Genomic DNA, 20,315 nt, shown 5'->3' on the forward strand with positions numbered 1-20,315 from the left:
CTGTCTGTATTTTTTAGAGTTTTGCATTAATCCTGAAAATGAAGCAAGGCCACACAGATAATTTTTAGGTACTACTTAACGAGAGGAAGAATTATGCTCTACTGGCTAACGCAGTTGTTTCAAGGACAGTATCATGCGTTACGTGTGTTTCAATATTTGACATTCAGGTCCATTTTAGCAGCTTTAACTGCTCTTATCGTAGGACTAGTTTGTGGCCCTGTTACCATTCGCTGGTTACGTAACATGCAAATTGGTCAGATGGTCCGCGATGATGGTCCGCAATCACACTTGTCGAAAGCAGGTACCCCAACTATGGGGGGCGTATTGATTTTATTGGCGATCACCGTCAGTTGTCTATTATGGGGAGATTTGAAACAATCCAGCTTATGGCTCGTTCTTTTAGTTACGTTAGGTAACGGGGTAGTAGGCTGGGTTGATGATTATCGTAAACTGGTATTAAAAAACAGTAAAGGTTTGCCAGGGCGCTGGAAGCTATTTTGGCAGTCAGTTATTGCTTTAATTGCTGTAATTTATTTATATGTCAATGCGACTTTGCCAGTGCATACGCAATTAACGATTCCTTTTTTTAAGACAGCAACGATTGGTTTAGGTATTTTATTTCCTGTTTTAGCTTATTTTGTGATTGTGGGGAGCTCCAATGCGGTGAATTTAACCGATGGTCTTGATGGCTTGGCGATTATGCCGATTGTCATGGTTGCTGGTGCTTTAGGAGTATTTGCCTATGCTTCAAGTAATGCAGTTCATGCTCATTATTTAGGTATACCTTTTGTTCCTAATGAAGGGGAATTAACTATTTTCTGTGCTTCAATTGTCGGTGCAGGTTTAGGGTTTCTTTGGTACAACAGTTATCCTGCGCAGTTATTTATGGGAGATGTTGGTTCCTTAGCTTTGGGTGCAGCTTTAGGTATTGTGGCTGTTGTAGTACGCCAGGAATTAGTGCTTTTACTGATGGGTGGATTGTTTGTAATTGAGACACTCTCAGTCATTTTACAGGTGGGTTATTTTAAATATACTCACGGTAAGCGTCTATTTCGTATGGCTCCTTTACATCACCATTTTGAATTAAAAGGATGGACTGAGCCTAAAATTATTGTGCGCTTTTGGATTATTACAGTGGTATTTGTGCTCTGTGGATTGGCTACTTTAAAACTTCGATAAATGAAGGTGGATTCATGAAACATCCCTTATATTTGGTTGCAGGCATAGGTAAAACAGGTTTATCTGTAGCACGTTATTTGCGTAGAAATAATAAACCGTTTATTGCTTTTGACACGCGTCCACAAGCACCAGGCTTAGCTGATTTTACAGTAGAGTTTCCTGAGGTGACCGTGTATGTACAACAGGTCCCTATGGATATTTTAAGCCAAGTAACGGATGTGATCGCAAGCCCTGGGTTGGCATTAGATCTACCCTTATTGCAACAAGCCAAGCAAGCTGGTATTGCTGTGTATGGGGATATTGAATGCCTGGCACGAGAAGTTCATGCACCAGTTATTGCCATTACTGGCACTAATGGAAAATCAACTGTGACTACTTTAGTTGGTGAGATGGCTAAAGCCGCTGGCTATAAGGTTGCGGTTGCTGGCAATATTGGTACTCCAGTGCTGGATATGCTCAATGATGAGCATCAATATGATTTATGGGTTTTAGAGTTATCCAGTTTTCAATTGGATTTAACTCATTCATTAAAACCTGTAGCGGCAACAATTCTTAATGTATCTCCTGATCATTTAGATAGACATCACAGTATGGAGGCCTATATTGAGGCGAAACAACGGGTTTATCATCATGCGCAAGTAACTTTATTTAATCGTGATGATGCGTATACAACTCCTAAGTCTCTTGTAGCAAAAGCAATTTCATTTGGTCAAAATGAACCGGCAGCAGGCGATTGGGGATTAAGAACTAAAGATCATAAAATTTATCTTGCGAAAGGAACTACTTGCTTTTTATCGGCAGAATCGGTATTAATCAAAGGGGTACATAATTGGCTTAATACGCTTGCCGCATGTGCTTTGGCTGATGCTGCAGGCATTTCTTTGCAGCATATGATTCATGTACTGACTACCTTTACGGGTTTATCTCATCGTTGCCAATGGGTGCGTAGCCTTAATGATGTGGATTGGATTAATGACTCGAAAGGAACCAATATCGGGGCAACAATCTCCGCAATTAATGGAATAGGGGGCTCTATGCAAGGAAAGATTGTGCTTATAGCGGGTGGGCAAGGAAAGGGTGCTGATTTTCGTGAATTGGCACAACCAATTGCAGATTATGTGCGTTCGATTGTTTTAATTGGGGAAGATGCTGATAAAATTGAAGCAGCATTAGCGAATGTGGTGCCTATTGCGCGAGCTTCTTCACTAGACAGTGCAGTACAAATGGCAAAAACACAAGCAAAACCTGGTGATGTGGTATTATTATCACCTGCCTGTGCGAGCATGGACATGTTTCGTGATTTTAATCATCGCGGTGAACAATTTACTGCTTTAGTAGGTGGATTGTAACTTTATGCGCCCAAGACATGTCAATCAACGAGGCAAACCAGTAAGCAGGCCTATTTCACTATATGATAAATGGCTGATAGGAGTTGTTATCGGCTTATTGGTCATTGGGTTGATGATGGTGGCTTCAAGTTCAGTTATGATTTCTACTAAATATTTCCATGAACCTTTTCATTTTCTGATTCGCCAATCGTGTTACTTACTTGCTGGCTTATTGATTGCCTTATTTGTTATTCGCACAGACAGTAGTTTTTGGGAACGTATCAGCACGCCCATGCTGATTATTTGTCTTTTAATGCTCTTAGTAGTTTTAGTGCCCGGTATTGGCCGTACTGTAAATGGTAGCCGCCGTTGGCTTGCTTTAGGGCCTATTGGTATTCAAGTGTCTGAGTTAGCCAAATTAACTATGATTTTTTATCTTTCAGGTTATTTAGTGCGCCAACAAGAAGCGGTAAGTGAGCGTATTGGTGGTTTTATTCGACCGATGATGGTTTTAGCTTTGGTCTCGGTTTTACTTCTGCGTGAGCCTGATTTTGGTGCGACAGTGGTTATTTCGGGCACGGTTATGGCAATGTTATTTCTTGCAGGGGTCAAGTTGCGGTATTATATAGGTTTAATGCTTGTGGTAATTGGCGCACTGGCCTTTTTGGCTGTTTCTTCTCCTTATCGTCTTGCCCGTTTAACGGCATTTTTAGATCCCTGGGCAGATCAATATAATAGTGGATATCAGTTAACTCAGTCTTTGATTGCTTTTGGTCGTGGTGGCTGGTTTGGTGCTGGCTTAGGAGAAAGTATTCAGAAGTTGCTCTATTTACCTGAAGCACATACTGATTTTTTATTCGCAGTTTTAGCGGAAGAATTGGGTTTAATGGGTATTCTTGTGGTAATTGCCTTATACACCATTTTGGTGATTCGTGGCATGACCATTGCTTATAATGCTCATGTTCAAGATCGTTTATTTGCATCCTATGCTGCTTATGGCTTAACTTTTTGGCTTGGTTTACAAGCCACTATTAATATGGGCGTAAATTCGGGCTTATTGCCAACAAAAGGTCTAACATTACCATTAATGAGTTATGGTGGTGCAAGTATGGTAATTAATTGTGTGGTCATTGCATTACTCTTGCGAATTGATCATGAAAATCGTTGGCAGGCTTTAGGGTTAAAACCGCTGTCAGCATAAGGGGGAATTGTGAATTATTCAGGACAATTTGTATCTCCAAGGATGGGACGAGTTGAACAAATTCATTTTGTTGGCATTGGCGGTGTTGGCATGTGTGGCATCGCTGAAGTATTGCATAACCAAGGCTATCGTATTACTGGTTCAGATACAGGAGAAGGTAGTACTGTTCTCCGATTAAAATCTTTGGGAATCCCAGTTTATCTGGGCCATAAAGCAGAACATATTAAAGGAGCTGATGTAGTCGTTCGTTCCTCCGCTGTAGGTATGGATAACCCAGAAATTGCAGCAGCGTGTGAACAAATGATCCCCGTAATTCCTCGTGCTGCCATGCTTGCTGAATTAATGCGTTTTTGTCATGGGATTGCTGTTGCAGGAACTCATGGTAAAACGACGACTACCAGTTTAGTCAGTAGCTTATTAGCAGAAGGTGGTTTGGATCCTAGTTTTGTTATTGGTGGGAAACTAAACAGTGTCGGTGTAAATGCCAAATTAGGCCAATCCCCTTATTTTGTGGTTGAGGCAGATGAGAGTGATGCTTCTTTCTTGTTTCTTAAACCTATGATGGCGATTGTCACCAATATTGATGCTGATCATATGAGTACCTATGAAGATAATTTTGACAAACTCAGAACGACGTTCATTGAGTTTCTCCATCATTTACCTTTCTACGGATTAGCTGTTGTATGTACTGATGATCCTGAGGTACGCAATATTATCCAATCCATTCAACGACCAACGCTAACTTATGGATTTAACGACGAAGCACACTATCGAGCAGTGGATTGGACACAAAATGAATTACTGAGTGAATTTACCGTGATTCGTCCTGCGCCATATGCTTCTTTAAATGTTCGTTTCCGTTATCCCGGACGTCATAATGTATTGAATGCCTTAGCATCCATTGCAATTGCGACTGAACTAGGTGTAAGCGATGCAGCAATTATTAATGCCTTGGCCAAATTCCAAGGTGTAGGACGTCGTTTTCAAATGCTGGGTGAGAAGAAATTTGAAAAAGGTTCCGCTTTAGTGGTTGATGATTACGGACATCATCCCCAAGAAATTTTATCAACTATAGATGCATTTCGTCGAGTTTGGCCGAATCGTCGGCTAGTTCATGTATTTCAACCTCACCGTTACAGTCGTACCCAATCTTTGCACGATCAATTTGTGGACGTATTAAGATTATCAGATAAATTATTCTTGTTTGATATTTATTCTGCGGGTGAGGTAGCAATTCCAGGGATATCAAGTGAAGGTCTGGCGCAAAAAATCAGAGATTATGATCGCGCCGTAACATTGGTGAATGAACAATCACTCAAGTCACAACTGGATCAGTTTATTCAAGATGGTGATGTGATTTTGATGCAAGGTGCGGGGAATATTGGGCAAATTGCTGTGAACTTGATGAAAGAAATGTGAGAGAATCCATATGAGCATTGCTGAGCGTGAGCACTATTTAATAGCTGAATATCAAGGGACTTTGCTTTATAATGAACCTTTGGCAGAATATACCACTTGGCGAGTAGGTGGCCCTGCTGCTAAACTCTATAAGCCAGCTAATATTGCCGATTTAGCGGTATTCTTGCGTAGTTTTCCGAAGAAAGAACCTCTCTTATGGTTAGGTTTAGGCTCAAACTCATTAATCAAGGATGCTGGATTTGCAGGCACTGTCATTCTGACTCAAGGATGTCTCAAAGAAATTAATTTGCTTGATACGCAGACGGTAAGCGTCGATGCAGGTGTTTCTTGTGCCAGTATGGCCCGGTTTTGTGCACGAAATAATCTCTCTGGTGGTGAATTCTGGGCAGGTATTCCCGGTACCATGGGAGGAGCTTTGCGTATGAATGCAGGATGTCATGGTGGAGAAACTTGGCAATCAGTTGTTGAACTGCAAACAATCAACCGCGATGGTAAAATTAAAACGCGTCAGCCTTCAGAATATGAAGTAGCTTATCGATATGTTTCTGGACCTGCAGATGAATGGTTCATTTCTGCTACGTTCAAATTGCCGGTTGGTGAGAAAGAAACATCCTTACAAAGAATTAAAGATTTATTAGCGCATCGCGCTAGTACACAACCTACGAGCGAATACAATTGTGGTTCGGTATTTCGTAATCCCCCAGGGGATTTTGCTGCACGTTTGATTGAATCTTGTGGACTGAAGGGATTGAGTATAGGGGGAGCCAAGGTTTCAGAGAAACATGCTAATTTTATTATCAATCATCACGGTGAAGCGACAGCCGCAGATATTGAAGCGTTGATTCATTTGGTGCAAACTAAAGTTTGCGAGCAAACAAAAGTTGAATTGGTGCGCGAAGTACATATTATTGGAGACTATTAATGTCTAAGCCTATTAATCTGGTATTGCTTTACGGTGGAAAATCTGGCGAACATGAAGTTTCGTTAGTTTCAGCAGCATCAGTTTTGAAGCATTTGGATGTTGAAAAATATCATATTATCCCTATTGCTATGGATAAGGAAGGACTATTCCATGTGCATGAATACCAGGATTTATTGACTTATAAAGAGAAACTGCCTGTAGTGACTGAGTGTTCCAAGTCTTTAGAAAGTTTATTAGTGAATGGACGCTTGGCGGTAGATGCTGAGGTGGTATTTCCAGTGGTGCATGGCCCTCTTTATGAAGATGGCTGTTTGCAAGGTATTTTGGAGCTAGCTAGTGTTGCCTATGTTGGTTGCGATGTATTGTCTTCTGCAATTGGCATGGATAAAGACATGACCCGTAGGATTGCTTGTGTGAATGGTTTAAAATCAGCACATTATAAACTGCTTTCATGGCATGCTCCAGTAGCAGAGCGCCAACGTTTTTGCCAGGAAGCTGCGGCAGAGTTTGGTTGGCCTTTATTTGTTAAACCTTGTGCTATGGGTTCTAGTGTTGGTATTCACAAAGCGAAAGATATGGCCGAATTATTAGCTGCTGTTGATGATGCTTTACGCTATGATGAAGAAATTTTAATTGAGTCATTTATTGAAGGCCGAGAAATTGAATTATCGGTATTGGAAGCAGCAATTCCATCTAATGCACCACGAGTCAGTATTGCTGGCGAAATACGGGTTCACCATCCGGATGGTTTTTATTCCTATTCAGCAAAATATCTAGAAAGTAATCAAACTGATTTACTGATTCCGGCCGACTTAAGCCCGAAATTGCAAGCTGAATTAAAGCAAGCTGCTGCAGATGCTTTTACACGCTTAAAGTGTAAGGGTATGGCGCGAGTTGATTTTTTCGTTAATGATAAAACAGAAACTATTTATTTTAATGAGCTAAATACATTACCTGGATTTACATCCATCAGTATGTATCCAAAACTGTGGGATGCCAGTGGTTTAGCTTATCCAGATTTACTTGATGAATTGATCCGCTTGGCTTTGATTCATCAAAATTGTCGTAAACATTTAGTGACTAATTACCTGTGAGAGCAATGATCGAAAGAAGGGATAATCGTTCTGAAAAAGTACGTTACGGCTTTACGCTCTGGGTGCTTATTCTCGTGGCAATACTCTTGGCTGGGCGCTTGGCTTATTGGTATTTGTCCGATGTAGAATATTTCCCTATTGCAACCATCAAAGTTGCAGCAAGCTATGAACACGTGTCACATAAAGACTTAGAAGGTGTTTTAGCAAAATATGTAGGCGACAGTTTTTTTATGTTGCCGGTAAAAAAATTGCAAAAGGAATTAAATGCAATGCCATGGGTAGATATGACAACTGTAGAGCGTGTGTGGCCTGACACTTTAAAAATTAAACTTGTTGAAAAGAAACCGATAGCAATTTGGGGTAATGCTTTAATGACGGCTGGTGGTCAGCTCTTTAGTGAGGGTGATATTCCAACCAGCATCAATATACCGCGATTGAAGGGGCCTCTATCACAACAAAGAGAAGTCTTACAAGTTTATGAAAAATTGAGTAAGATATTATCAATGTACGGATTAAATGCTACTGGATTACATTTAAGAGATAACCAATCCTGGGTATTATTGATCGACAACGAGGTAAAAATCTACTTAGGAAAGAAAGAGTTAGAGGCACGGTTGCTGCGTTTTTGTAAGGCATATCCTGCCATTTTTGCTCAAAAAGCAGATCAACTGGCAAGCGTGGACTTACGTTACCCGCGTGGTATGGCAGTGCAGTGGAAACAACAAACGGAACGATAATGGCAAAAAAAATAGAAAAAAATATTATCACTGGCTTGGATATAGGCACTTCAAAAATTATCGCGCTTATTGGCGAAGTAACGTCCGATAGAACTATTGAAATTATCGGGATAGGCCGTCATCCTTCACGTGGCTTAAAGCGGGGGGTCGTTGTTGATATTGAGTCCACGGTGAACTCTATTCAACGTGCTGTTCAAGAAGCTGAGTTAATGGCAAATTGCGAAGTCCGTACTGTTTTTGCAGGGATTGCCGGCAGTCATATTCGTAGTTTAAATTCACATGGTATTGTCGCGATTCGCGATAAAGAAGTATCGCAGGCAGATGTTGATCGGGTGATTGAAGCAGCTAAAGCAGTTGCAATTCCTGCCGATCAAAAAATTCTGCATATCTTGCCTCAGGAATTTATTATCGATAATCAAGGTAGTATTCGTGAGCCTGTTGGTATGGCAGGTGTTCGTCTTGAGTCACGAGTACATTTAGTCACTGGTTCTGTCAGTGCTGCTCAAAACATTGTTAAATGCGTACGCCGCTGCGGTTTGGATGTAAGTGATATTATTCTTGAGCAATTAGCATCAAGCCATGCAGTACTTACTGAAGATGAAAAAGATTTAGGTGTTTGCCTTATTGATATTGGTGGTGGTACTACAGATATTGCCATTTTTTGTGAGGGAGCAATCCAGCATACGGCCGTGATTCCTATTGCTGGGGATCAAGTGACTAATGATATTGCCATGGCCTTACGCACTCCTACAAAAGCTGCAGAATCAATCAAGCTTAATCATGCTTGTGCATTATCTGAATTGGCTAATTCTAGTCAGATGTTAGAAGTCGCCAGTGTCAGTGATAGACCGGGCCGTAAAATTTCTGCCAAGGCTTTAGCTGATGTCGTATCGGCACGGTATGAAGAGTTATTTACTCTGGTGCGTAATGAGTTACGTCGTAGTGGTTTTGAAGATCGAATGGCTGCCGGTATTGTAATGACCGGTGGTGCAGCCAATGTTCATGGCGCAATTGAATTGGCTGAACTTTGTTTTGAAATGCCTGTACGTAAAGGATATGCACATTATGTCGCGGGCTTAGCTGAAGTGACAGAGAATCCTGCTTTTGCAACAGGCGTAGGTTTACTGTTGCATGGTTTTCAACAGCAATATGATGCACGTTACAATGTTCCTGCAATGAGTGAAAATGGAAAGGGCTTGTGGATACGCATGAAAGAATGGTTTCAAGGAAATTTTTAAAATTAAGAATAATAAGTAACTATAAATTTCACTATAAGTGTTAAGAGAAACAAAGAGGTTCGATAGTTACAATAACAGAATGAACGTATGGGGAGCATGGTAATGTTTGAATTGATGGAAGGCCAACTGCAGACAAATAGTGCAGTAATTAAAGTGGTTGGTGTTGGCGGTGGTGGTGGTAATGCTGTTGAACACATGGTTGCTGAAAATATAGATGGCGTTGAGTTCATTTGCGCCAATACTGATGCTCAGGCTCTAAGAGCATCTAATGCGAAAATTCACATTCAACTAGGTGACGAACTTACTAAAGGTCTTGGTGCTGGTGCTAACCCACAAATTGGTCGCGAAGCAGCAGAAGAAGATCGTGAATTGATTCGTGAAATTTTATCTGGTGCTGATATGGTATTTATTACTGCCGGTATGGGAGGTGGTACGGGAACAGGTGCTGCACCTGTATTTGCTGAAATTGCTAAAGAATTGGGTATATTAACAGTTGCGATTGTTACTAAACCATTCTCCTTTGAGGGCAAGCAACGCGCATTAGCTGCTGAAGAAGGAATCCGCCGCTTGGCAGAACATGTCGATTCATTAATTACCATTCCTAACAATAAATTACTTAGTGTTCTGGGTAAGAACATTAGCTTGCTCAATGCATTTAAAGCAGCAAACAATGTATTATTAGGTGCAGTAAAAGGTATTTCTGATTTAATTACCCGTCCAGGTTTAATCAACGTGGATTTCGCTGACGTTCGCACAGTAATGTCGGAAATGGGTATGGCAATGATGGGAACTGGTAGCGCAGTTGGTGAGCAAAGAGCACGCCAAGCCGCAGAGGCAGCCATTGCTTCTCCTTTATTAGAAGATGTGAACTTCTCTGGTGCTCGTGGAATTCTGGTCAACATTACTGCTGGTCTTGATATGTCCATCGGTGAATTTGAAGAAGTGGGCGATGTCGTTAAAGAATTTATTTCTGATGATGCTACTGTAGTTGTTGGAACAGTAATTGATCCTGAAATGACTGATGAAATGCGAGTTACTGTCATTGTGACAGGTTTAGGTGATGCAAGACAACGTCATCAGCAAGTGCAACCAAATCATCGTGCGCGTTTGGTTGAAACCATGCGTAGTGATGGTACTTTCGATTATGAAGAATTAGATAAACCTGCTGTAGTACGTAAGCAAGCTCATTCAGCAGCATCAGCTTCTACTATTAAACCTGCGAGTGAACATATTCCGGATGTAGATTATTTGGATATACCTGCTTTCTTACGTCGCCAAGAAGAAGCATAATTTAAAAAAGTTCTTAAATAAGTAACTTAGGTTGGGTGCTCTATTTAACCTAGGAGTTTAATTTCTATTATGTATAAAGAAATAGACTAAGGACTAATTTGTTGATAAAATCCTTAGGTTTTTTGCGTGCAAAATTAAAATATTTAAGAGGAACGAGAAACAAGGTGAGCACTGAATGATAAGACAAAGAACTCCTAAAAAGGTAATCCAGGCTACTGGCGTGGGGTTACATTCCGGTGAGAAAGTGCTTTTAACTTTAAGACCTGCTCCTGTTAATACAGGCATCGTTTTTCGACGCGTTGATTTATCACCTGTTGTCGAAATTCCAGCATCCTATGAGCATGTTGGCGATACCATGTTATGCACGACACTTCATCATGGTGAGGTCAAGATTGCTACGGTTGAGCATTTGCTTTCTGCTTTAGCAGGCTTAGGCATTGATAATGCGTACATCGATGTGAATGCACCTGAGTTGCCAATCATGGATGGCAGTGCAGCACCGTTTGTTTTCCTGATTCAATCTGCAGGTATCCGCGAGCAAAATGCTCCAAAACGGTATATTCGCATTACCAAGCCGATTCGTGTTGAAGAAAATGGCAAATACGTTCAATTTTATCCATACAATGGATATAAAATTTCCTTTACTATCGATTTTGATCACCCAGCGTTTAATGACAAGCCACAAGCAGTAAGTTTTGATTTTTCAACAACTTCTTATGTAAAACAAGTGTGCCGCGCCCGTACTTTTGGTTTTCTTTCTGATTATGAAAAATTACGTGAGTGCGAATTGGCTAAAGGTGGTAGTTTGGATAATGCCATTGTAGTTGATGATTATCGTGTTTTGAATGAAGACGGATTACGCTTCGAATCGGAATTCGTAACGCATAAGGTTCTTGATGCCATTGGTGATCTGTACTTGCTAGGTTCCAGTTTAATTGGTGCCTTTGAAGGGCATAAATCAGGCCATGAATTGAATAACCGCTTGCTACGTGAGTTAATGGCAAGACAAGATGCATGGGAATACACCTATTTTGATGCCGATGATCACCTCCCAGTTTCTCACGCTGATTTTTATCCTGTCGAAGCTTAAAATTTTTAATATGCTGCTCTTTAAATGCAAGCCAAATTTGTGATATATGGCTGTGGGTTTTGACCGCGCAAGCGGTATTCAGGTAAGCTATAAGTCTGCCTTGATGAAACAAACTTATCTGTAAAGGAGCCACTTTATGAATTTGAAATTAAAACTATTAACTATTGTTTTATTATACAGTACATCGGCATATTCCACGGCTCCGAAAATGCCTCAAACGACGGCAGATAATGGATTGCATCTGGATTGGTTAGATCGTAGTATTTCTCCAGCACAAGATTTTTACAATTATGCTAATGGTACATGGAAAAAAAATAACCCTATTCCGCCAGAATACCCCAGTTGGGGCAGTTTTAATATAGTCAGCGAAAAGATGCAGCATATTATTCATCAAATGTTGATTAATGCTGCCGCGAATAAAGATGCTAAATCGGGCAGCATTGAGCAGAAAGTAGGGGATTTTTATTTTAGTGGCATGGATGAGGCCAGTATTAACCAATTAGGTGTGAAACCACTACAACCTGAATTTGATCGTATTGCTGCAATTAAAAATCTAACTGATTTACAAAGCGAAATTGCTCATTTACATCAAATTGGTGTTGATGTATTTTTTGGTTTTGGCAGCATGCAAGATTATAAAAACAGTGACAAAATGATCGCTGCCGCAGTGCAAGGTGGTCTAGGTTTACCAGATAGAGATTATTACTTAAAAGATACCGAGAAATTTAAGAAAATCCGTAGTGCCTATGTGGTGCATGTTGCAAAAATGTTTGAATTACTGGGTGATACTCCTAAACAGGCAGCCGCAGAAGCGAATACAGTTATGAAGCTTGAGATGCAATTAGCGCAAGTGTCGATGTCGCAAGTTGAGCAGCGTGACCCGCATGCGATTTATCATGTGATGGATGAGGCACAATTAGCACAAGTAACACCCAATTTTTCTTGGCCTGCTTATTTTGCTGCAATGGGGCAAGGCAATCTAAAAAGCATGAATCTTGCTATGCCTGAATTTTTTAAATCCCTAAGTGTGCAGTTAACTGCAGTACCTCTTAAAGATTGGCAAACTTATTTGCGTTGGCACTTAATTGATGGTTACGCTTCCTATTTATCTAAACCTTTTGTTGATGAACACTTTAAAATGGCTCAGGTGCTTACAGGCATAGAAAAGCTATTACCTCGGTGGAAAAGGGTCGTTGCAACAGAAAATGCAGCTTTGGGTTTTGCTATTGGTAAGATGTATGTGGACAAATATTTTTCTCCTGCTGCGAAAAAACAAGCTTTGGATATTTTGAAAAATATTCGCTTTGTTTTGAAGCAAGACATGAATAATTTAACTTGGATGACCCCCAAAACGCGCCAAGCCGCTTTAAAAAAACTGGATTTGATGGAAGAGCGTGTAGGCTATCCACGCAAATGGTGGGATTATTCTTCTTTAAAAGTAGATCGTGGCCCTTATGTCTTAAATGTGGTACGAGCAAATCAGTTTTTAGTGAAGCGAGATTTAAATAAAATTGATAAACCCATCGATCGCAGTGAGTGGGGTATGACTCCACAAACCATTAATGCCTATTATGATCCTTCTATGAATAATTTGAATATTCCCGCAGGGATTTTACAGGCACCATTTTTTGATCCTAATATGCCAGAAGCGGTCAATTATGGAGCGATTGGATTTGTGATGGGACATGAAATGACACATGGCTTTGATGATCAAGGAGCACAATTTGATGGTCATGGCAATTTAGAAAATTGGTGGAAACCTGAGGACTTAACTAAGTTTAAAGCAGCAACTCAGTGTATTATTGAGCAATTTTCGCAATATGTAGTTAATGGTGATTTGCACGTACAAGGCAAATTGGTAGTTGGCGAGGCTGCAGCAGATTTAGGCGGAATTACTTTGGCTTACCGTGCCTTTCATCATTCCAATGCTTATAAACAAGCAAAAACAATTGATGGTTTTACTCCAGATCAACAATTTTTCTTAGGAACAGCACATGTGTGGGCAATGAATATACGTCCAGAACAATTACAAAATCAGGTCACTACTGATCCGCATCCGCCAGCACAATATCGAGTGAATGGCAGTTTGGCCAACATACCGCAATTTCAACAAGCATTTAATATCCCAGAAGACAGTCCTATGGTCAATAAAAAACGTTGTGTCATTTGGTAGTGCAAAATGAGTAAAATATAACTTCTATATTAGATGAGCATTAGGTAAACTATATGTCCATTTGAAATTTGAAAGAACAATTTGGAGATTAGTTTATGACTCAAGAAGAAATGATTTGTCATATTGTACGCTATATTACTCAAAGGCCCAGTATGCAAAAAACTTGTTGTGCTTAGAATAAAATGCATGCTGATTTAGCCACAATTTTAAGTTATCGTAACCCGGAGGTTGTTGCTTATTTTTGTCATCATCATCCTGAATACTCTTTAGTTGAAGGGGAGAAGTTATTTACTGATCTTTTAAGTTGGATGTGGTTAAATTTGCAAAGAGCAACGCAAGATAAGAAAACATATTTATTCGGCCCATTATTGGTGTTGGATAAGTTATGGCACTGTTTTATCTTACATACGCGCGATTATTGCGATTTTTCTATGCGTTATTTGGGTACCTATTTTCATCATGATATTGAGCCTATCGGTTTTGAACATAGAATAGAGGAAAAAGAATTGCGGGATTATTTGCAAGATTGTTTTCATTATTTAGGCGAAGAGTGGGTAACACGATGTTTCGCAAAGGCTAGTTTATGTCTTTGAAAATATAAAAATAAGCTGCGATAATCATATATAAACCTGTATACAGCGAAAGATTCTAGTAATAAGCAAAGGAGCCGGTCAGAATAACTTTATTTTATTTAGGCTATTTCTCTTAACTTTCTTCTGCCAAATGCAGCAATGCTTTTTGCAAGGGTTCATAGTTGCATTGCTGGCTTTCGCTGATAAGTAGTGCTTTGGTTTCTTCAGAAAGACTGTATTTTTTTAATGGATCTTTCTTTTTAGGCGTGATTTTAGGTTCACTAATGACAATCTTGATGGAACTTAGTTGATACATTCTTGCTTCTTTACGTAATTTGTCACGTAGTTCGGGTATGGCAAATCTTAATTGTGTTGCCCAAGCTGCGTTCGTGGTGGTGAGTGTTAAACATCCTTTATTAAAACTACCTACCTGACATTGCCGTGCTAATTCTTGGGGAAGTAGTGACCCTAATTTACTGGAAAGTTCCTCTAATTGCACCGAGTGTTGGCAGATGTCGACAAGTTGTTTATTAAGGCAACGGCTAATGGTACGCATGGTCATGGTCTTTTTTAACTAGGACGACTATAGAATAGCAAAATAATGCAAAATGCAATATGATATTTTTATAATTAACGTCAATTGGTAAGCATTGTGTCATTCCCGCGCAGGCGGAAACCATTTTGCATGTTCGCTAAAGCATAATCCTAAAGCTACTTAGCAGAAGCATTTTTTTAGAAGGTGATTTATGATTGAGAATTTAAAGAAGGACAAGAATGTTGTCTATTTTACCCGTATGCATTGGATTATATTTTCCTGGCCTCTTTTAGGCTTGATAGGAGCACTCGCGCTTGTAGCTTTTATACCACCATTACGTGAAGTAGGATACGGATTGACGGTTTTTACTTTAGTTTGGTTGTTTATGACATGGGTAACCTATTATTTTTCTTCATTAACGATAAAAACGAATCAAGTGATTTTACGTACGGGAGTAGTTGTACGGCAAACTATAGATATACCTTTAAGTAAAATTGAAGCGATTGATATTCGCCAATCTATTTTAGGCAGTATTTTACGTTATGGTATGGTATGCATCACCGGGACTGGTGGTACACGTCGTATGATTAATTATTTAAGTAATCCCTTGACCTGTCGACGTTATATTGAGCAGTTAATGACGGAACTACATAACAAGAGTTAACTTCAAATGATTGTTATGGCTTGATGTTCGAAATTAGATGCGCAGAGTCCCTGAATTAATCTTTCAGTCTTAATTTTTTGATAATAATTAATCATTATAATAAGAATTATATTTGTAATGTTATGGTGCTAATTATGGATAAGACTTTAAATTTAATTTATTCCTGTCCGACGCGGCTAAATTTTTTTGGTAAAATCAAACAGATTGGTGGCATAGTAGTTAAATTTAAATCCGAAGGTGTTATCAATGATTTTGGAACTGCAGACGAAAATGAAGTGGGTCGAAGAGGCTCTTATGCTGTATTTCCTGAATTGCAGACAATGTTCGAGAGCGGTGAAAAAATAACACTTGCTGCGTTACGAGAAGGGTTGCGCTCACGCGGTGTTGTCGACCAATTCATGCAGAATAAAGCCATGACAATGTTGTTACAGTGTAAAGCAGGAGTGCATTATGCCATGGGCAACGTCTTAAACGGCTTGCTCCTAGATAATGGGCATGACTTTTTGATGTGCCCCGATTACGATGTTAAATTTGAGGTTCAAAGCCCAAATCACGTCAAATTGGTTTTCAATGGTACCTGGCAGAATATCAAGAAAGATCCGAGAGAAGATTCCCTGCAGGCTCGAGTTGAAATTGACATAACGCCGGAAAGAATTGCTATTTATAACTTTAATGTAACACAAATAAGTAAAAGTCCTGAAGCGGAGCAGGCTTTTAGATTTTTACAAAATAATCAAACCTCTATTTGGCAAAAAATTGTAACTTTTTTTAAAACCTATTTTAATGCTAACAGCGATTTAGAAATAGAAAATGTGGCTCTTGATAACAAACCTTGGCACGAAAATACCAAAAAAATTGACGAGCCTTTAGTGGATGTTGAGGAATCATCGAGTGAAGAAGATGATCTTGATAATGGAGACTCAGGCTTTATTCCACAGTAATAATAGCTACTAGAAGTTGATATGACCGGATTGCTTTTTAGGCTTTTTTGAAAGTTCTACCTTTTGCTGTAGAGTTTAGCGCGTATATATTCTTATAGTCCTTAATGTGACCAATTCTGAATCGATATTTTAGTTCGATTATTTGCGAGATCTATTCAAAAAAATCAGAGAAGAATTTGATATTCATGTTACCACTACAACAAAGTGCTTACCTTCTGTCCCAACTGAAGAAGATTTAAAACGTTATTTATGCGATTAAAGCTGGTATGCAACAATCAATCTCCCCACATAAGTTCCGCCTCTGTTAATAATCGGAATAAAAATCTCTACACCATATCAAAAAACTCATTAATTACTCAATTTGTTATATGTATACCCTAAAATCTTGTCCAAAAATGGGGGCTACGTACACATTAGGCTTAGAAGTTTATATTTTATTTAATAAGGTAATTCTTGTTGCCTCATCAACAAATGCGGACTCAATGGCCATACGCGTGATCTCATTCATGGTTGCATCACTGTATTGATAAGCGTGTTGAACGCGTTGATATTCTTGCCCTAAAGTGGTGCTCATAAAAGGGGGATCATCCGAACTGATGCTGATTTTTATGCCTGCATCATAAAATTTGGGTAAGGGGTGATGATTCATGTCTTTAAATAGACCTAAAAAGATATTGCTGCTGGGGCAAAGTTCTAAAGCAATTTCTTTATCTTTTAGCATCGCCATGGTTTCTGGAGAATAAATGGCATTAACGCCATGGCCAATACGGCGAATAGGCAGATGCTTTATGGCATTAACCATACTACTTGCTGGAGCAAATTCTCCCGCATGAACTGTGCAGGCTAAACCCGCGTCAGCTGCAATTTGGTATGCTTTGGTGAATAATTGAGGAGGAAATTGAGCTTCATCCCCGCCTAATCCAAAACCTATCACGCATGGGAACGGATCTCGATGTGTTTGTTGTGCCACTCGTTCTGCAGCGTTTGTACCAAAATGACGAACGGCAGTAATAATGATACGGCCAACAATATCGTATTGTGCTTTGGCATCATCAATTGATTGTTGAATTGCGGTCAAGTGTTCTGCTGAGGGTATGCCACTGGATTTTTCTGCATGATCTGGAGAATACATCATTTCTACATAAATAGCTTCTTCTTGCGCCCGAGCTCTTAAATAATCAAAAGTAATGTCGTAATAATCTTGAGAGGTTTTGATCACTGCAGCTAATGTGTCAAATACTTTGAGGAAATCGAGGAAATTTTTGGAGAGATAGCTTTTGCCATCAGGAGCAACCAGTCCTTTCGGTAAGGTTATTTGGTTGCGTTGTGCTAATTTTGCTGCTAATTGTGGGGTAATAGTCCCTTCTAAGTGCACGTGCAATTCCACTTTTTTTAAATTCATCGCCATTCCCTAATTTCTTTCAATAACAGCTAATGGTAACTTAGATGAAAAAGTTATAAAATAGTTGTTTTAAGAATGTGCGAATTTTGGATTAATTATGAGTACAACAGATATTGATAAGTTTTATGTGAGTCCTTACGACAAATTTATGTTTGAATTTGATGCGACTCACAGTAAATCAGAATCACAATTGCAAGAAATTAAAAAGCATCAATTGATTGCCAAAATGCGTGATGATAAGAATTATGAAGATAATAAAGGTAAGATTTGGGAAGGATTTTAAGGTAAAGTCCATTGGGCTGTAAAAGGTCAGCCCTTAATCTCCTACTTTTAGGTGTAAGTAAAACTCAAGGTTAATTGGAAGTTCCCGCATAAGAGGTCACGGGGGATGGTGAATCTTGGCTGAACGGTCATATTTGAGCACAGGTTGACCGTTCCCGCTCTTGCAGGAAGACAAACTCGTAACTTGAATTGTGAGATAGGCAATTTATATCTTACCCCATCAGCCAATGAAGTATCTTGTAAGACAAAATTGTCAAAAGAGATGCTGCAGGTAGGGTCAACACCCAAGACATAAAAATATTGCGAATCACAATCAAGTTCAGCGCACCAATACCTCGCGCCAGGCCAACTCCTAGCACCGCTCCAACCAAAGTTTGAGTAGCAGAAACAGGAATTCCTGTACTGGTTGAAACCACAACCGTAGTTGCAGCAGATAAAGTTGCTGCAAAAGCACGGCTTGGTGTTAAGGCCGTAATGGCACTCCCTACCGTTTCAATTACTTTTCTGCCATACATTAATAAACCAGTCACCACCCCAAAACAACCTAATAAAATAATCCAGGCAGGATAATTATTGGCATTAAATACTTGATGAGAATGCATTATCAGGCTATGGATAATCGTTAATGGACCTACTGCCAAAGCAACATCATTAGAGCCATGAGCAAAAGCCATCGCACAGGCAGTCATCGCCATCAATACAGCAAAATATTTCTCCACCTGAATAAAGCGTTCTCTACGACGAACTCTTGAGTGTTCAGGAATGCGGCGGATAAAAATCATGCCAATGACAGTAATTGTAATACTGGTTGCCAAGGTTACCGCCAAATTTTGTTTAAAATTCAAATGGATATTGAAATGGTTCAATCCTTTAAAAACAGTAATAAAAGATAAAATAGATCCAATCAAAAACAAGTATATGGGAATGTAAAGCTTGGCTTTAGCCAAAGGATTACTCTTAACAAAAATAGTTTGTTGGATACTGATGAATAAAATATATGCAGTAACTCCAGAAATAACAGGTGAAGTAATCCAGCTAATAGCAATGTGCCCTACTTGATGCCAATGAATGGCATCAGTACCTAAAACCACGGCACCAAAACCCACCATGGAGCCTACCAATGCATTAGTAATGGATACCGGAACACCAATATAACTGGCAAGATTCATCCATACGGTACACGCCAAAAGCACGCCGAGCATACCTTCAATCAAGATAAGTGGTTGCTCCGATAATTGACTGGAATTAATAATTCCATCTCGCATGGTCTCTGTAACCTCATTACCTCCCAAAAATGCACCTGCAAATTCAAAAATAATGGCAATCATCATGGCTTGCTTAGCTGTAACAGCTTTAGAGCCCATAGTAGTACTCATGACGTTTGCAAGGTCATTAGCCCCAACCCCCCATGTCATCATGAAACAAAGAATAATAGCAATAGAAAGATAAATAAGTGATGAATCCATAAGAATTTACTACCGAGCAATTAGAATTTGTAGTCGACTGCCCACGGTTTGGGCATTATCAGCCAAGTCATCGATCCACTGGACCAATTTATAGAGAAAGATTGTCTCAATTGCTGATAAATCTTTTTCGATTTCAAAAATACGATGCCTTACTTCTGCGAGTAGATCATCACTTTTATGTTCGATGTCAAAAAGCGTTAAAATCATTTCTTCAACGATTTTTACCTCAGAACCTCGAAATCCGGTTTCTAATAACTCATCCAATTCATTAATAGCGTTACACGCTTGCTTGGATGCGTCCAGACAGCTATGTAAAAAAGGCATAAACAAAGGAACGAGTGCCTCAGGGATAGTCATTTGTCTGCTGATAATTAAACCAGCAATGTCCTCTGCTTTATTCGCAATCCGATCTTGAGCACTAAGTAGTTCAAGTAAATCCGTACGTGATACGGGTAAAAATAACCCAGTAGGCAAATGAAGGCGAAGATCACGTTTAATGAGATCAGCCTCTTTCTCCAAGGAAATGATTTTTTTATTAATATTGCTCGCAGTTTGCCAATCTTTTTTTAATACTGCTTCAAAAAACGGGTAGAGTTGCTTAGCGCATTGATGCACCTTGCGCATATGTTGTTCAATAGGCCTTATCGGAGAAGGACCGAACATGTTAAAAATGCTACCCATATAATGATCTCAATACAAAAGATTTTCTGGAAGTATACCCAAACTTTTATCAGAACAAAACCCATTCATTCTTTATATTGATGCTACAATATGAAAATATT

The 20,315-nt window shown here is 39.4% G+C and carries 19 protein-coding genes; 15 read left to right on the forward strand and 4 right to left on the reverse strand.

Annotation, left to right across the window (positions count from 1 at the left end; translation table 11 throughout):
* The first annotated feature begins 93 nt into the window (after positions 1 to 93).
* From mraY to QM652_RS05570, 12 genes are all read left to right on the forward strand, one after another.
* Positions 94 to 1,179, forward strand: a complete 1,086-nt coding sequence (gene mraY, locus QM652_RS05515) for a phospho-N-acetylmuramoyl-pentapeptide-transferase (protein ID WP_415073649.1) — start codon at positions 94 to 96, stop codon at positions 1,177 to 1,179.
* 14 nt (positions 1,180 to 1,193) lie between these two features.
* A complete protein-coding gene (gene murD, locus QM652_RS05520; protein WP_415073651.1) occupies positions 1,194 to 2,528 on the forward strand; it encodes a UDP-N-acetylmuramoyl-L-alanine--D-glutamate ligase in 1,335 nt (444 codons plus the stop codon).
* A 4-nt stretch (positions 2,529 to 2,532) separates the two neighbouring features.
* A complete protein-coding gene (gene ftsW, locus QM652_RS05525) occupies positions 2,533 to 3,708 on the forward strand; it encodes a putative lipid II flippase FtsW (protein WP_415073653.1) in 1,176 nt (391 codons plus the stop codon).
* A gap of 9 nt (positions 3,709 to 3,717) precedes the next feature.
* Positions 3,718 to 5,127 (forward strand): UDP-N-acetylmuramate--L-alanine ligase, encoded by a 1,410-nt coding sequence (gene murC, locus QM652_RS05530; protein WP_415073655.1) that lies wholly within the window; start codon positions 3,718 to 3,720, stop codon positions 5,125 to 5,127.
* Positions 5,128 to 5,137: 10 nt separating this feature from the next.
* Positions 5,138 to 6,049, forward strand: a complete 912-nt coding sequence (gene murB / locus QM652_RS05535; RefSeq protein WP_415073657.1) for a UDP-N-acetylmuramate dehydrogenase — start codon at positions 5,138 to 5,140, stop codon at positions 6,047 to 6,049.
* Positions 6,049 to 7,143 (forward strand): D-alanine--D-alanine ligase family protein, encoded by a 1,095-nt coding sequence (locus QM652_RS05540; protein WP_415073659.1) that lies wholly within the window; start codon positions 6,049 to 6,051, stop codon positions 7,141 to 7,143. Before murB ends, QM652_RS05540 begins: the two co-directional genes overlap by 1 nt.
* A gap of 5 nt (positions 7,144 to 7,148) precedes the next feature.
* Positions 7,149 to 7,880 (forward strand): cell division protein FtsQ/DivIB, encoded by a 732-nt coding sequence (locus QM652_RS05545; RefSeq protein ID WP_415073661.1) that lies wholly within the window; start codon positions 7,149 to 7,151, stop codon positions 7,878 to 7,880.
* A complete protein-coding gene (ftsA, locus tag QM652_RS05550) occupies positions 7,880 to 9,118 on the forward strand; it encodes a cell division protein FtsA (protein WP_415073663.1) in 1,239 nt (412 codons plus the stop codon). The genes QM652_RS05545 and ftsA overlap by 1 nt, the downstream gene beginning before the upstream one ends.
* A gap of 102 nt (positions 9,119 to 9,220) precedes the next feature.
* Positions 9,221 to 10,408, forward strand: coding sequence for a cell division protein FtsZ (gene ftsZ / locus QM652_RS05555; RefSeq protein ID WP_415073665.1), 1,188 nt, complete (start codon positions 9,221 to 9,223; stop codon positions 10,406 to 10,408).
* 175 nt (positions 10,409 to 10,583) lie between these two features.
* Positions 10,584 to 11,498 (forward strand): UDP-3-O-acyl-N-acetylglucosamine deacetylase, encoded by a 915-nt coding sequence (gene lpxC / locus QM652_RS05560; protein ID WP_415073667.1) that lies wholly within the window; start codon positions 10,584 to 10,586, stop codon positions 11,496 to 11,498.
* 136 nt (positions 11,499 to 11,634) lie between these two features.
* Positions 11,635 to 13,671, forward strand: coding sequence for a M13 family metallopeptidase (locus QM652_RS05565; RefSeq protein WP_415073669.1), 2,037 nt, complete (start codon positions 11,635 to 11,637; stop codon positions 13,669 to 13,671).
* A gap of 182 nt (positions 13,672 to 13,853) precedes the next feature.
* Complete coding sequence (locus QM652_RS05570; protein ID WP_415073671.1) at positions 13,854 to 14,264, forward strand: hypothetical protein; 411 nt, start codon at positions 13,854 to 13,856, stop codon at positions 14,262 to 14,264.
* A gap of 112 nt (positions 14,265 to 14,376) precedes the next feature.
* Here the strand turns inward: QM652_RS05570 and QM652_RS05575 are convergent, their stop codons facing one another.
* Positions 14,377 to 14,799 (reverse strand): DciA family protein, encoded by a 423-nt coding sequence (locus QM652_RS05575; protein ID WP_415073673.1) that lies wholly within the window; start codon positions 14,797 to 14,799, stop codon positions 14,377 to 14,379.
* A gap of 190 nt (positions 14,800 to 14,989) precedes the next feature.
* Between QM652_RS05575 and QM652_RS05580 the strand changes: the two genes are divergently transcribed.
* Both QM652_RS05580 and QM652_RS05585 read left to right on the forward strand, forming a co-directional pair.
* Positions 14,990 to 15,442 carry a PH domain-containing protein gene (locus QM652_RS05580; RefSeq protein ID WP_415073675.1) on the forward strand — a complete coding sequence of 151 codons (453 nt, stop codon included), beginning with the start codon at positions 14,990 to 14,992 and terminating at the stop codon, positions 15,440 to 15,442.
* Between the two features lie 134 nt (positions 15,443 to 15,576).
* Complete coding sequence (locus QM652_RS05585) at positions 15,577 to 16,383, forward strand: hypothetical protein (protein WP_415073677.1); 807 nt, start codon at positions 15,577 to 15,579, stop codon at positions 16,381 to 16,383.
* A 427-nt stretch (positions 16,384 to 16,810) separates the two neighbouring features.
* Here the strand turns inward: QM652_RS05585 and QM652_RS05590 are convergent, their stop codons facing one another.
* On the reverse strand, positions 16,811 to 17,785 hold the full coding sequence (locus QM652_RS05590) for an adenosine deaminase (RefSeq protein ID WP_415073679.1): 975 nt from the start codon (positions 17,783 to 17,785) through the stop codon (positions 16,811 to 16,813).
* A 97-nt stretch (positions 17,786 to 17,882) separates the two neighbouring features.
* Here QM652_RS05590 and QM652_RS05595 point away from each other — a divergent pair, with 97 nt between their 5' ends.
* Positions 17,883 to 18,068 (forward strand): CBU_0585 family protein, encoded by a 186-nt coding sequence (locus QM652_RS05595; protein WP_415073681.1) that lies wholly within the window; start codon positions 17,883 to 17,885, stop codon positions 18,066 to 18,068.
* 211 nt (positions 18,069 to 18,279) lie between these two features.
* Here the strand turns inward: QM652_RS05595 and QM652_RS05600 are convergent, their stop codons facing one another.
* Together QM652_RS05600 and QM652_RS05605 are read right to left on the reverse strand one after the other, a co-directional pair.
* Positions 18,280 to 19,533, reverse strand: a complete 1,254-nt coding sequence (locus tag QM652_RS05600) for an inorganic phosphate transporter (protein WP_415073683.1) — start codon at positions 19,531 to 19,533, stop codon at positions 18,280 to 18,282.
* 9 nt (positions 19,534 to 19,542) lie between these two features.
* Positions 19,543 to 20,196, reverse strand: a complete 654-nt coding sequence (locus QM652_RS05605) for a TIGR00153 family protein (protein ID WP_415073685.1) — start codon at positions 20,194 to 20,196, stop codon at positions 19,543 to 19,545.
* Positions 20,197 to 20,315 lie beyond the last annotated feature (119 nt).

Origin of the sequence: Legionella sp. (assembly GCF_047605385.1) — a bacterium.
In the GTDB taxonomy this organism is placed as follows: domain Bacteria; phylum Pseudomonadota; class Gammaproteobacteria; order Legionellales; family Legionellaceae; genus Legionella.